The organism is Arthrobacter sp. SO5 (genome assembly GCF_020532805.1).
Lineage (GTDB): Bacteria > Actinomycetota > Actinomycetes > Actinomycetales > Micrococcaceae > Arthrobacter.
In genome coordinates this window covers 16,283-29,044 of record NZ_MQTQ01000001.1, presented here as the reverse complement: position 1 = coordinate 29,044, position 12,762 = coordinate 16,283, and the positions used below count along the sequence as shown (strand labels likewise).

Below are 12,762 nucleotides of genomic sequence, written 5' to 3'. Positions count from 1 at the left end.
CCCCGCGCGGCCGGGAGCCAGCAGGGAACGGCTTCAGGCACTTCTGAGTCAAGATTCGGAGAAGACCCCCAGTGCAGACAACACAATCCAACGATCACTTCCAAGCTGCTTTTCGGGCCCCCACCAGCAGCTTCCGCGACGTTCTCCACAGAACTTATTCACACCGTTATCCACAGGAGACTAGAGATATCTCACAGCCTCGGGAGGACGCGTGGTGCACTGCAAGGTCCGCTGACCACAGGTTCCGCCTGTGGAATCCGCGGGACCTCGGCCATCCCGCGAAGGACGACCTGCCCACCGCAGTGGCTTCGCCACAGGGGTCCAATCCAGGAAAAACACTGAATACTGCAGAAAATTAACCGCCTGCGGGGGATTTTTTCATCGCAACCGGGCTGCCGGAATCCCCGGCAACTTTCACGCTGACGTGTTTCACGTGAAACGTGCGATGTGCTGTCCCCGGGCGCCTGGGAGGACGAGACACCCTGGGGGCATGCCACCGTGCGGGACGTGGAGTTGTCAGTACGTGTGCCGGCAAATAATCCACAACGTTATCCACAGCGATATCCACCGGACACTGCATCATCCGGTGCAAGTCCCACCGAGTCCCGAGCCAGCCCACAAATCCCCAGCAGGTCTTCTGAGGTCTGAAGTTCAGACCGGGCTCATGCCGGCACCCGTAGCTGCCGTTGCTCCAGCCACCGCTTCCAGGCCTCTCCCTCCACTGGCATGGCCGAGATCACGCTGCGCGCACAAACTCCTCCAAGCGGCCAACCCGATGTCGGACTGCTCTGGAGATTCGTCTGAATAGCCATTCCGGGAACGCGGGGCTTCACCACGCCCCGGTCTGCCTTGTTGATCTCGTCCCCGAAGAGCACAGTGCCGCGGGAAAGCAACGGGGAGCGGCGCGTTCGCCAGCGCTGCACGCTGCGACCCCGGGGGAGTGTCCGCTCCCAACTCTTGGCGATGCGGCTGGCTCGCTCTCACTACGCTGTGGTGGGCCCACCAGAGACGGCAGCTCTGCACCTTCAGGTATCTGGCACAACGATCACAGCAGCCCGGAGGGCCGCCAGGGAAGGGCAGGTTCCCTTTCGTGCCGATCCTTTGGGCACCGGGCAGGTGGCTGACCCCCGGCTTGTTCCCTCGTGACCGGTAAAGACCCCTCGTAACCGGATGCGGCCCCGTGTTCCATTCAATGCGTCTCCGTAGCCGCTGAGGTCTTGGGGCGGAACCCGGTGTGCCGTGACCGCATTTCCAGTCCCGTCCCGCCCGCCTTAGGGGCTGCCAGGCGCCACCGGAAGGCACCAGGACAGCCGCTATTCCCGCGGACCGCTCGGCATCACGTAACAGCGGCCACGGGCTTCGCAGGGCCGCTGTGACGACCTCCCATCACGGCGCGGCCTGCGATGTTTCACGTGAAACGGCCGAGTCGAGCGGCACCCAGGTCCGCTCCAACCATGGTGGCGTTGATGACCGCTAGGCCAGCGTCGACGTCGGCACGCACCACAGTGTCCATTCCCGTGCGGCGACTGATCCCAGGCGGGCCAAGGCCAAACGGTTCGGGGGAGACACAATAGCCGTCCCGACGCGGGCTGCGGAAGCCGATCTGGATTCCGCACGAGCTACCGTCGCCAGACGTCCCGCTATTCCTGCCGGCGGGACAGCGGATGCCGGCGGGACGGCGGAATCCGGCCGGACGGCGAATTCCACCCGGACGGCGGAATCCGGCGGTAAGCGGCTCCCTACGTCTTAACGTGCCGGCCGACGGATCCACAGCTGGTGCCGTCCGCGGACGGGTCAGTTGCTCATCCGTCCCGCGATGCGACACTGTTTCACGTGAAACAGTGCCCAAGGACGCCCAACATCCAGCCGCTACAGGTGCCATTGCCGAATCGGCGGAAGTCCGCACCAGTGCGAAACCCAGATGAGCAGGCCGAAACGGCAATGACCACAAGGAGTGGGGAGGCCATCAGCTAGACGCGCTGGCGCGAAAATACGAGGCACCTGAGCTCGGCCGCCTCCATGGAGCTTCGACCGGCCCTTCAAGGTCTAGGTCCTGCCCCTGAACCAGCCATGGTTTGCGGGAAAATTGTTCTTCCCCTGCACACACTGGACACACGGCGCGATCAACTGCCACGTCCGCCGGGAAGGGTTTTGCGGAGAAGAAGTATTCTGAGCGGAAAGCGGCCAGCAGCGTTGGGGATTGCCCGTCCGGCGTCCGTCCCGAACCAATCCAAGAATCGAAGAATCCGACTTCGCGGCTCGGGTTAAGCTGTTCCTTGCCCCCAATACCGCCCCCTTGTCCCGAACGTCCCTCAGTATGGCCCAAGGCGCGCGTCCACAAGAAGCAGGCTGGAAACGCCAATGGGGCCTGTTTCACGTGAAACAAGCCCCATCCCGGTGGTGACGTGCTGGCTAGCTGGGTGCTCCCGGTGTCAGGACATCCATGATCCTGTTCAAGTCCTCCACGCTGGCAAATTCGATGCTCACGCGGCCCTTTCGCGCACCCAGGGAGATCTTAACGTTGGTGTCCAGCCGGTCGGAGAGCGATGACGCCAGATAGTCCAGGCGTTCGTGCCTCGCACCCGGGCGGGGAATGTTGCTCTTAGTCGACGCACCGGGGCTCTGGTACAGCGTCACAGCCTCTTCCGTGGCCCGCACAGACATTCCTTCGGCGACAATCTTCTGTGCCATGCGTTCCATGGCGGCCGCGTCCGGGAGGGCAAGGAGCGCCCGCGCGTGGCCGGCCGAGATGACACTCGCAGCAACGCGGCGCTGAACGAGAGGCGGCAGCTTGAGCAAGCGAAGGGTGTTAGATACCTGAGGACGCGACCGGCCGATGCGGTCAGCTAACTGCTCATGGGTGGTACCGAAGTCCTCCAGCAGCTGCTGGTAGGCGGCGGCCTCCTCGAGAGGATTCAGCTGGCTCCGGTGCAGGTTTTCAAGCAACGCATCCCGAAGGAGGTCGTCATCCGTCGTGTCGCGGACGATGGCGGGGATCGTTGTAAGGCCTGCGGCCTGCACCGCCCGCCAACGACGCTCGCCCATGACTAGTTCGTACGGTTCGCCACCCTTTTCGGTTGAGGTACGGACCACAATTGGCTGAAGAACGCCAATTTCCCTCACCGAGTGAACGAGCTCAGCCATATCGTCCTCATCGAAGACGGAGCGGGGCTGTTTTCGGTTGGGGTGAATAGCCGTAACCGGGATCTCAGCGAACCGTACCCCCGGCACCTCGATCAGCTCGACGCCGTCGTCCTCAACATCCTCCGCGGAACCACTGTCACGGGGAGCCGGCGAAACGCCCGTTCCTGCCTTAGCTTTCGGGGCAGTGCGGGGCGCGGCAGCCTTGCGGGCGGGCGCCTTCTTGCCCGCCGGGGCCGCCGCTGCCGGCTCCTCCGTCGCGGAAGCATCCGCAGTCCCGGCGCCGACGGATTCCAGGGGTAAAGTGGCAGCGTTCTCCTGCGAGCCATCAGCGGTGGTCAGGTTCGTGACCGGCACCTCTGCGGCAGGGGTTCTCTTCCTGGCTTCAGGAAAAAAGAGATCCACGGGACGCGACGGCGCAGAACCGTTGCCAGAGGCCGAGGCGGAACTTGGAATGAGTGCCCCAAGTCCACGGCCGAGGCCGCGTCGCTTATCGCTCATGGATAAATCCCTCCATTGGAAGAGCCGGGCATCACCGGACTCTTGCTAGTGCAATTCTCGAAAAGATTCTAACGCTGCGCGATTTCCGCTGCGGCTTCCAAATAGGACAGGGCACCCGTGGAGGATGGATCGTACGTCATCACGGTCTGCTGGTAGCTGGGTGCCTCTGAGATGCGCACGGAGCGGGGAACCACCGCGCCCAGCACCTGCTCCGGGAAGTGTTCGCGGACCTCCGCTGCCACCTGCGCCGCAAGATTCGTGCGGCCGTCGTACATCGTCAGCAGGATGGTTGAAACAACCAAGTCAGCGTTCAGATGCTTCTGAATCATCTCTATGTTCTTCAACAACTGGCTGAGTCCCTCCAGCGCGTAGTACTCGCACTGGATGGGGATGAGCACTTCGTTGGCGGCGCAAAACGCATTAACCGTCAGCAGGCCAAGGCTCGGGGGGCAGTCGATGAAAATATAGTCCAGCCGCTCCTCCCCGTTCCTGGCCCGTTCCTGGGCGTAGACGTCGATGGCCCGGCGCAGCCGCTGTTCACGGGCTACGAGGCTGACGAGTTCAATTTCCGCACCGGCAAGGTGAATCGTGGCAGGAGCGCAGATCAGCTTGTCGATATCCGGGCAGTGCGCCACGACATCCTGCAACGGCATGTCATTGATCAGCACGTCATAAATGCTGTCAACGTCGGCGTGGTGTTCAATTCCGAGGGCCGTGGAGGCGTTTCCCTGCGGATCGATGTCGATAACCAGTACGTTGAGGCCGGCGGCCGCCAAGGCTGCGGCAATGTTGACCGTCGTGGTGGTCTTGCCGACTCCACCCTTCTGGTTGGACACCGTGAAGATTCGGGTCTTTTCAGGCTTCGGAAGTTCGCGTCCCAACAGACGCTCACGGCGCTTGTTCTCGTGGGCTAGCTCCCGGGCAATCGGGCTGGAGTCATCGATGGAGTCCAGGACGTTGCCAGCCGACACAGCCGATGTTTCACGTGAAACACTCGTCCGGCTGCTGTTTTTTGCAACTGTAATCGGGTGATTTCGGGAGTAATTGTAGGCAACGGCGGGTGCGGCGAAGGCCCGTGCGGACCCCAGGGACACAAACGGGGGAATCCGCTGTGTGGAGGCTTCGCTACTGGTCACTGTGACACACTCACTCTCATTCGGCTCTCGCTGCCGGTTACTAGCCTAACCGCTTACCGTCGGACTCAGAGGGCAACGGGCTGATGCTAGGAAATCTTTTGAGGCTTATTCACGACGATGCGAACAACGGTCGTGGGTTCTTCGAGGAGGTCCTCGCCCACCAGTACGACGGACGTCTCTCTGCCGCCAAGCTTCCGGATGACTTTCGCTGCCTTCTCGATTTCTTCTCCGGCGCTGCGGCCCTTGATGGCGACAACGACGCCCTTGCCCGCCAGCAGCGGGATAGTCAGGCCGGCCAGGTTGGACAGCGCGGTCACGGCGCGCGCCGTGACGACGTCGGCCTCCACCATTCCCACAGCAAGTTCCGCGCGGGTCCGCATGATGGTCACGTTTTCCAGGCCCAGATCGTCCACGACTTCCTGAAGCCAGATGACCCGCCGCTCCAGCGGTTCAATAAGGGTCAGTTCCAGATCGGGCCTGGCGATCGCCAGACACAGGCCGGGCAGTCCCGCGCCGCTGCCGACGTCGGCCACGTGGCTTCCCTGCGGAATCTGGCTCTCGATGACGGCACAGTTCAGGACGTGCCGGCTCCAGAGCCGGGGCACTTCGCGCGGACCAATTAAGCCGCGCTCTGTGCCGGACGTGGCCAGATGCTCCACATAGCGTTGCGCAAGGTTCAGGCGGTCACCGAAGATCGTCTGTGCCGCCTGCAATTCTGCTGCAGTAATGTCCACCATCAAGCGGTCCGTCACGCTAGTCAGCGGAAACGACGATGTGCCGGTCCGCGCCTTCACCTTCGGACTCACTGACAAGCCCAAGGCCCGCGACGGCGTCGTGCACAATCTTCCGCTCGTAGGCGCTCATGGGCGCCAAGGCAACGGCTTCACCCGAATCCTTGACGGAGGCGACGGCGTCCGCGGCAATCTTCTCCAGGTCCCCCGCCCGCTCGGCACGGTAGCCGTTAATGTCCAGCACCAGGCGGGAACGATTCTCCGTCGCGGAGAGCACAGCCAGTCGCGTGAGCTCCTGAAGTGCCTCTAGGACCTCTCCGTCCTTGCCCACCAGGTTCTCAAGACCCGCCGCTTCTTCCTCGGCAACGATCGAGATGTAGGTGCGGCCGCTCCGGACCTCAATATCAATGTCGCCGTCAATATCGGCGATATCCAGCAGTTCCTCGAGGTAGTCCGCTGCGACGTCGCCCTCTTCTTCCAGGCGGCTGGCGGAAATCCCCTTCTCCGGGTTGCCGTCTGCGTCCGGTTCCGAGTCCAGTTCAGCGTCCTGGTTAGCGGTCCGTGCGGGATCCACGCTCTCGTCCTTGAGGTCGACGGAAATCTCGGCGGAAATAGAGTGTTCGGTGCTCTCGGCGGACATTATTTCCTCTTCCTGTTCTTGCGTTGTGGCTGGACACGCTGGCTCTTGGCCTCAACAGCAGCAACAGCGGCGATTTCGGCTGCCTCGGCGTCGGCCTTCCTTGCACCGGTCAGGGGCAGCGCAGGCAAACCCTTGGAAGCACGGCGTTCCGCAAGGGCCTTGGCAGCCGGTGATCCCGGCGTCGGCATGCGGCGGATCACGAAGAACTGCTGCCCCATGGTCCAGAGGTTCGTGGTGGTCCAGTAGATCAGCACACCGATCGGGAAGTTGATGCCACCCACACCGAAGACAACGGGCAGGATGTACAGCATCAACTTCTGCTGGCGCATGAACGGGCTGGCCAAGGCCTCTTCGGACATATTCTTGGCCATGATCTGCTTTTGCGTGATGAACTGCGAGGCTGTCATGGCCAGGATCATCACGATGGAGAGGATCCACACGGCCGTTTGGTTGCCGCCGCCGCCGTGGAGCAGGGACGCGGACAGCGGGGCACCGAAGATGGTGGACTCGTCGAATTGCTTGACCTGTTCGGCGCTCATGGCTCCGATACCCTGGCCGCTGGTGACAGCCGCCGTGATCCCTGAGAGCACCTGGAAGAGCGCGAAGAAGAAGGGCATCTGGATCAGCATGGGCAGGCAGGCCGAGAACGGGTTGGTGCCGTGCTTCTTGTACATGGCCATCTGTTCCTGCGCCATGGCCTGGCGGGACAGCTGGTCGGTCTTGCCCTTGTACTTGTCCTGCAGCTTCTTCAGGTCAGGCTGCAGGAGCTGCATCCCGCGCTGGGCCTTGATCTGCTTGACGAAGACGGGAATCAGGGCAGCGCGGATAACCAGCACGAGCCCGATGATGGACAGGGTCCAGGTCCAGCCGCTTGCCGGCGACATGCCGATGGTGCTGAGTCCGTCATGGAACCCCACCATGATGGCTGATACCAGCCATTTAAATGGGGCCAAGATTGTTCCAAAGATGTCCATACGATTCCCTATTCGTTAGGCCGCAGAGCGGCCTTCTTCATCAGTCTGAGCAGCCAGGTACTTGTCCGGATTGTTCATCACAACAATTGTGGGGGTGTGGTCTGCGGGCCACTCGCATTTACCGGCGGGGACATGGTCCACTCCGCCGGCATTCCAGGGATGGCAACGCACCAGGCGCCTGGCAGCCAGCCAGCTTCCTTTCACCGCGCCGTGGACCGTGACCGCCTCGAGGGCATAGGCCGAACAGCTGGGAAAGAAGCGACAAACCTGGCCATACAGCGGCGAGATCACCTTGCGGTAGGCCAGCAGGAGCACGATGAGGATATTGCGTGGCAAATGCCAGACGGCCCGGCCCAGCCAGAGTGCTGCAGTTCTCACGCCGGAGGTAGGTACGGGGACGACGGCGGCCGTTGAGTTACGCACGCGGTGTCCCTTCCTGTGTTCTCTCGTCAGAAACTGAAGAAGCAGCCTGTGGAAGGCGGCTGCCCAGCCGTTTCATCGTGGTTTCCAAGGCGGCGTCATAGTCTGAGAGCAGTTGGTCCCAGCTGGCTCCGGCCGCGGCGGGCAGGGCCCGGACCACAATCGCAAACCCGCTGCCGTATTTCTGCAACGACAAAGCGCCGGCTTCTCTCAGTCTCCTCTTAACGAGGTTCCTGACCACAGCGTTCCCGACACTCTTGGAAACGATGAATCCGATCCGGCTTGGTTCATCGGCAGCGAGGGCTGCCGTATATAACACTACGTTCCGGCGTCCATTGCGGACACCGGAACGTACAGTTTTTGAAAAATCGGTTGCTGTCCGCAGACGGTTCCGGGTGGCTAGCACCGTTAAACTCGCACAGGGAGGTGGACCGACGAGTCAGTATTTAGGCCGACAGTTCGGTGCGGCCCTTGCCACGACGGGCTGCCAGGATGGCACGGCCGGCACGGGTACGCATACGAAGGCGGAAGCCGTGCTTCTTGGCTCGACGGCGGTTATTCGGCTGAAAAGTCCGCTTGCTCACGTTAGTTACTCCAGTGGATCAAAGGTGCGCCCACCCGATCAAGGGGAAGAACTGGCCGACGCTAAGTTGTGTATGTGCCGCTTCCCTCGACTCGCAAGACGCGGGGCGTCGGGGAGAGATTGGATGAGGGCGAAAAGCGGACACAAAGGACTTCACAACGTTAGGGCTTTATCGCCCTCGGAGTCAAACCGGGGGACGCTCCGCAGGCTTTCCCCAGCTGTGGCTAACTTCCGTTGAAGCCTGTGGATGAAGTGGGTCACGACCCCCGATTTGGAACTACACTGGTGTCATTATCCACAGGACAGATCCCAGCTATCTTCTGGCGTTTCGTTCACCTAGAGTGTCCCAGTAGCCGATTATCCACGGACTGTGCATAACCCTGTGGATTAAGCCGGGGCCAGCGCACTGGTTCGGGACTCGGGGCTGCAGATAACGCAGGCAAGCAAGTTTGAGGAACTGATTGATGACAGTAGACGAAGCCAACCAAGCCAACACTGTCGGAAGTTCCTGGCGGCGGGTCGTGAGCCTGCTGGAAAACGACCACCGTGTCACACCGCGGCAGCGCGGCTTCGTCATCCTCGCCCAGGCCCAGGGCCTCATTGGTTCCACCCTCCTGGTTGCCGTGCCGAATGAGCTGACCCGTGAGGTCCTCCAGACCCAGGTGAAGGAAGCCCTCGACGACGCTCTCCGGAACGTCTTTTCCGACGAGATCCGCTGCGCGATCGACGTGGACACCGATCTGGTGCCCCTCCACACCGAGCCGGAACCCGCCGTCGAACTCTCTCTCGCCGCCGATCCCACCGTCGAACTGAAGCCGCAGCCGATGCTGCCCAGCACGTCCCACGAGTTCGGGCGTCTCAATCCGAAGTACGTCTTCGATACCTTCGTGATCGGCTCCTCCAACCGGTTCGCCCACGCGGCTGCCGTCGCCGTCGCCGAAGCACCGGCCAAGGCCTACAACCCGCTGTTCATCTACGGTGACTCGGGACTGGGCAAGACGCACCTGCTGCACGCGATCGGGCACTACGCCCGCAGGCTCTACAGCGGCATCCGTGTCCGGTACGTGAACTCCGAGGAATTCACCAACGACTTCATCAACTCCATCCGTGACGATGAAGGCACCAGCTTCAAGACGACATACCGCAACGTCGACGTCCTGCTGATCGATGACATCCAGTTCCTGGCCGGCAAGGACCGAACGCTGGAAGAGTTCTTCCACACGTTCAACGCCCTACACAACAACAACAAGCAGGTGGTCATCACCTCGGACCAGCCGCCCAAGCTCCTGGCCGGCTTCGAGGACCGGATGAAGTCACGCTTCGAATGGGGTCTCCTGACTGACATCCAGCCCCCGGAACTGGAAACCCGCATCGCGATCCTCCGGAAGAAGGCGCTCAGCGAAGGCCTGTCCGCCCCGGACGATGCCCTGGAATACATCGCGTCGAAAATTTCCAGCAACATCCGCGAACTCGAGGGCGCCCTGATCCGCGTCACCGCCTTCGCGAGCCTCAACCGCCAGCCGGTCGACGTGGCCCTGGCCGAAATGGTCCTCAAGGACCTCATCACCGACGACGGTGCGCAGGAGATCACGTCTGCCCAGATCCTCACCCAGACGGCCGACTACTTCAAGCTCAGCATGGAAGAGCTTTGCAGCAAGTCCCGCACCCGCACCCTCGTGACCGCCCGGCAGATCGCCATGTACCTGTGCCGCGAGCTGACGGACATGTCCCTTCCGAAAATCGGGCAAGAACTCGGCGGCCGCGACCACACCACCGTGATCCATGCGGACCGCAAGATCCGTGAGCTGATGGCCGAGCGCCGAGTGATCTACAACCAGGTCACCGAGCTGACCAACAGAATCAAGCAGCAGCAGCGCAACTCCTGACCTGATGCCTGACCTGAACAGACGCACACACCTACCTTATTAACAGGCGCCTGTGGACAACCCTGTGGACAGTTAAGGGGACAACTGCGCTTAATGGGCTTAAAACCCTTAAGCCGCCTGTGGACCAGGGCCGGGACGAAAAATGTTATCCCCATCCACACCCTGTTTAAAACCTGCTCCGCCCACAGTCCATGAACAGGGCTTAACCGCGGATCTGCACCGCGAAACGGGGTTATCCACAGTTTCCACAGCAGTTATTAACACTACTAATCCCTAGAAAATGAAGTTCCCTCAAATAACAACTTCGATCCGACCTCCCGCCCGGCCAGGCTCCGTTCCGGAGCGGGCCCGGAAATGTTCCACCGGCAGCCCGGGGCGGGCCGGCCAGAACCACAAGGATGTAACCCGGGGATGGGAGAAACGCACTTCTTGCGGCTAAGCTGTCTGCAGTGTGTCCGTCCTGGACATCTTTTGTAGTTCCCCGCGACAGTGGGACCAGTTTTCGCGATGACAGCAGCAATGAAAGGCGGCACCCTTCCGTGAAGTTCAGAGTCGAACGGGACGTCCTGGCGGAAGCCGTTACCTGGACCGCCCGGTCGTTGTCTCCACGGCCGCCAGTTCCCGTGCTTTCAGGCCTGCTCCTCAAGGCTGAAGCCGGCACAGTCAGCCTCTCCAGCTTCGACTACGAGACCTCCGCCAGACTCGAAATCGCCGCTGACGTCACCACCGAAGGCACCATCCTGGTTTCCGGGCGCCTGCTGGCGGACATTTGCCGCAGCCTGCCCTCCGCCCCCGTCGATGTCGAGACCGACGGAAACAAGGTCACTCTCACCTGCCGCCGAAGCAGTTTCCACCTGGCCACGATGCCTGAAGCCGAATACCCGCCGCTGCCGGCTCTGCCCCCGATCAGCGGCACCGTCGCCGGTGATTCCTTCGCCCAGGCTGTGTCCCAGGTCATCATCGCCGCCAGCAGGGACGACACGCTTCCGATCCTCACCGGGGTCCGGATGGAGATCGAGGACGATCTCATCACCCTCCTGGCAACGGACCGCTACCGCCTGGCCATGCGCGAAGTCCCGTGGAAACCAGTCACGCCGGGCATTTCCACCAGCGCCCTGGTCAAGGCCAAGACGCTCAACGAAGTAGCGAAGACCCTGGGCGGCAGCGGCGACATCCACCTCGCCCTTGCGGATGACGACAGCCGGCTCATCGGTTTTGAGAGCGGCGGCCGCACCACGACGTCGCTCCTGGTCGACGGTGACTACCCCAAGATCCGTTCGCTGTTCCCCGATTCCACGCCGATCCACGCCACGGTGCAGACCTCGGAGCTGGTCGAAGCCGTTCGACGCGTGTCCCTTGTCGCCGAGCGGAACACGCCGGTCCGGCTCGCCTTCACGCAGGGCCAGCTGCACCTTGATGCTGGAACCGGCGAGGATGCCCAGGCCTCGGAGGAACTCGAGGCCCAGCTCACCGGTGAGGACATCGTTGTTGCGTTCAACCCGCACTACCTGATCGAAGGCCTCAGTGTCATCGAAACCAAGTTCGTGCGATTCTCCTTCACGACGGCGCCGAAGCCAGCCATGATCACGGCCCAGCACGATGCCGAAGGCGAAGACCAGGGCGATTACCGCTACCTCGTCATGCCGGTGCGCCTCCCCAACTAGTCCCCACCGCCACCCTCGCCTCGCAAGTCCCCATCGGCTCCCAGCCTTCGCAAGCTCAGGCAGGGCCCCTCGCCGATGGGGCTCCACGGCCAGGGAACCCGGGCGGCGTGGGCCCAGGCTGTTGTCGTTCTGGGCCCCAAAACGACAACCGACACCCAATGCAGAAAGAGAACCCGCACCATGCACATTGGACTGATCGGCCTTGGAAAAATGGGTTTCAACATGCGCGAACGGCTGCGCAATGGCGGAATAGACGTCACAGGCTTCGACCGGAACCCCGACGTCACGGATGTATCGAGCGTCGATGAGCTCATCGCGGCTGTTCCGGCGCCGCGCCTCATCTGGGTCATGGTCCCCTCCGGAACGATCACCGACGCCGTCATCACCGAACTTGGTGAGAAGCTCGAGGCCGGCGACCTCGTCATCGACGGCGGCAATTCCCGCTACACCGAGGACCAGAAGCACGGCGCGGCCCTGGCGGAAAAAGGCATCCGGTTCGCGGACTGCGGAGTATCCGGCGGTGTCTGGGGACTTGAGAACGGCTACGGGCTGATGGCCGGCGGCGAGGCGGCGGACATCGCCAGTGCCCTGCCCGTCTTTGATGTGCTCCGTCCCGACGGTGAGCGGGCCGACAGCTTCGTCCATGTTGGCGGGATCGGTGCCGGGCACTACGCAAAGATGGTCCACAACGGGATCGAATACGGACTGATGCAGGCCTACGCCGAAGGATATGAGCTCCTCGCAGCGAAGGACATCATCACGGACCTGCCGGGAACGTTCCGGGCCTGGCAGAAAGGCACCGTTGTCCGGTCCTGGCTGCTGGACCTCATGGTCAAGGCCCTCGATGAGGATCCCGGCCTGGAATCCATTGACGACTACGTCGAAGATTCCGGCGAAGGCAGATGGACTGTGGAGGAAGCAATCGCCAACGCCGTGCCTGCCCCGGCCATCACGGCGGCACTCTTTGCCCGCTTCTCCTCCCGGGAAGACAACTCCCCGGCCATGAAAATGGTGTCCGCCTTGCGCCAGCAGTTCGGCGGGCATGCCACCCGTCCGGCGAAATAGCCCTGCCCTGAAATACTGAAC

11 protein-coding genes are annotated in these 12,762 nt (G+C 62.2%); 3 read left to right on the top strand and 8 right to left on the bottom strand.

The genetic code is table 11. The features are described from left to right. Positions 1-2,412: 2,412 nt before the first annotated feature. From BJG92_RS00145 to rpmH, 8 genes are all read right to left on the bottom strand, one after another. Positions 2,413-3,642 (bottom strand): ParB/RepB/Spo0J family partition protein, encoded by a 1,230-nt coding sequence (locus tag BJG92_RS00145; RefSeq protein WP_231961604.1) that lies wholly within the window; start codon positions 3,640-3,642, stop codon positions 2,413-2,415. Positions 3,643-3,710: 68 nt separating this feature from the next. Further along, entirely contained in the window at positions 3,711-4,778 is a 1,068-nt protein-coding gene (locus BJG92_RS00140; RefSeq protein WP_308011598.1) for a ParA family protein, read from the bottom strand. Between the two features lie 86 nt (positions 4,779-4,864). Further along, positions 4,865-5,515 carry a 16S rRNA (guanine(527)-N(7))-methyltransferase RsmG gene (gene rsmG, locus BJG92_RS00135; RefSeq protein ID WP_231961602.1) on the bottom strand — a complete coding sequence of 217 codons (651 nt, stop codon included), beginning with the start codon at positions 5,513-5,515 and terminating at the stop codon, positions 4,865-4,867. 16 nt (positions 5,516-5,531) lie between these two features. Continuing rightward, entirely contained in the window at positions 5,532-6,149 is a 618-nt protein-coding gene (locus tag BJG92_RS00130; RefSeq protein WP_231961601.1) for a R3H domain-containing nucleic acid-binding protein, read from the bottom strand. Continuing rightward, positions 6,149-7,123: a membrane protein insertase YidC gene (gene yidC / locus BJG92_RS00125; protein WP_231961600.1), complete on the bottom strand. Its 975-nt coding sequence runs from the start codon at positions 7,121-7,123 to the stop codon at positions 6,149-6,151. Before yidC ends, BJG92_RS00130 begins: the two co-directional genes overlap by 1 nt. A gap of 15 nt (positions 7,124-7,138) precedes the next feature. Continuing rightward, the gene (gene yidD / locus BJG92_RS00120) at positions 7,139-7,546 is read right to left on the bottom strand and encodes a membrane protein insertion efficiency factor YidD (protein WP_231961599.1); all 408 of its coding nucleotides are present in this window, start codon (positions 7,544-7,546) and stop codon (positions 7,139-7,141) included. Further along, positions 7,539-7,949, bottom strand: a complete 411-nt coding sequence (gene rnpA / locus BJG92_RS00115; protein ID WP_231961598.1) for a ribonuclease P protein component — start codon at positions 7,947-7,949, stop codon at positions 7,539-7,541. The genes yidD and rnpA overlap by 8 nt, the downstream gene beginning before the upstream one ends. Positions 7,950-7,989: 40 nt before the next feature. Beyond that, complete coding sequence (gene rpmH, locus BJG92_RS00110; protein ID WP_003800212.1) at positions 7,990-8,127, bottom strand: 50S ribosomal protein L34; 138 nt, start codon at positions 8,125-8,127, stop codon at positions 7,990-7,992. 463 nt (positions 8,128-8,590) lie between these two features. Here rpmH and dnaA point away from each other — a divergent pair, with 463 nt between their 5' ends. The 3 genes from dnaA to gnd all read left to right on the top strand — a co-directional run bounded on the left by dnaA (position 8,591) and on the right by gnd (position 12,741). Then, entirely contained in the window at positions 8,591-10,012 is a 1,422-nt protein-coding gene (gene dnaA, locus BJG92_RS00105) for a chromosomal replication initiator protein DnaA (protein ID WP_231961597.1), read from the top strand. A 539-nt stretch (positions 10,013-10,551) separates the two neighbouring features. Next, positions 10,552-11,676, top strand: coding sequence for a DNA polymerase III subunit beta (gene dnaN / locus BJG92_RS00100; RefSeq protein ID WP_231961596.1), 1,125 nt, complete (start codon positions 10,552-10,554; stop codon positions 11,674-11,676). Between the two features lie 180 nt (positions 11,677-11,856). Further along, entirely contained in the window at positions 11,857-12,741 is an 885-nt protein-coding gene (gene gnd, locus BJG92_RS00095) for a phosphogluconate dehydrogenase (NAD(+)-dependent, decarboxylating) (RefSeq protein ID WP_231961595.1), read from the top strand. Positions 12,742-12,762: the final 21 nt, after the last annotated feature.

Excerpts from the sequence above, each read along its gene's own strand:
- BJG92_RS00145 (WP_231961604.1), bottom strand. The coding sequence starts at position 3,642 with ATGAGCGATAAGCGACGCGGCCTCGGCCGTGGACTTGGGGCACTCATT.
- rsmG (WP_231961602.1), bottom strand. The coding sequence starts at position 5,515 with ATGGTGGACATTACTGCAGCAGAATTGCAGGCGGCACAGACGATCTTC.
- BJG92_RS00130 (WP_231961601.1), bottom strand. The coding sequence starts at position 6,149 with ATGTCCGCCGAGAGCACCGAACACTCTATTTCCGCCGAGATTTCCGTC.
- yidC (WP_231961600.1), bottom strand. The coding sequence starts at position 7,123 with ATGGACATCTTTGGAACAATCTTGGCCCCATTTAAATGGCTGGTATCA.
- dnaA (WP_231961597.1), top strand. The coding sequence starts at position 8,591 with ATGACAGTAGACGAAGCCAACCAAGCCAACACTGTCGGAAGTTCCTGG.
- gnd (WP_231961595.1), top strand. The coding sequence starts at position 11,857 with ATGCACATTGGACTGATCGGCCTTGGAAAAATGGGTTTCAACATGCGC.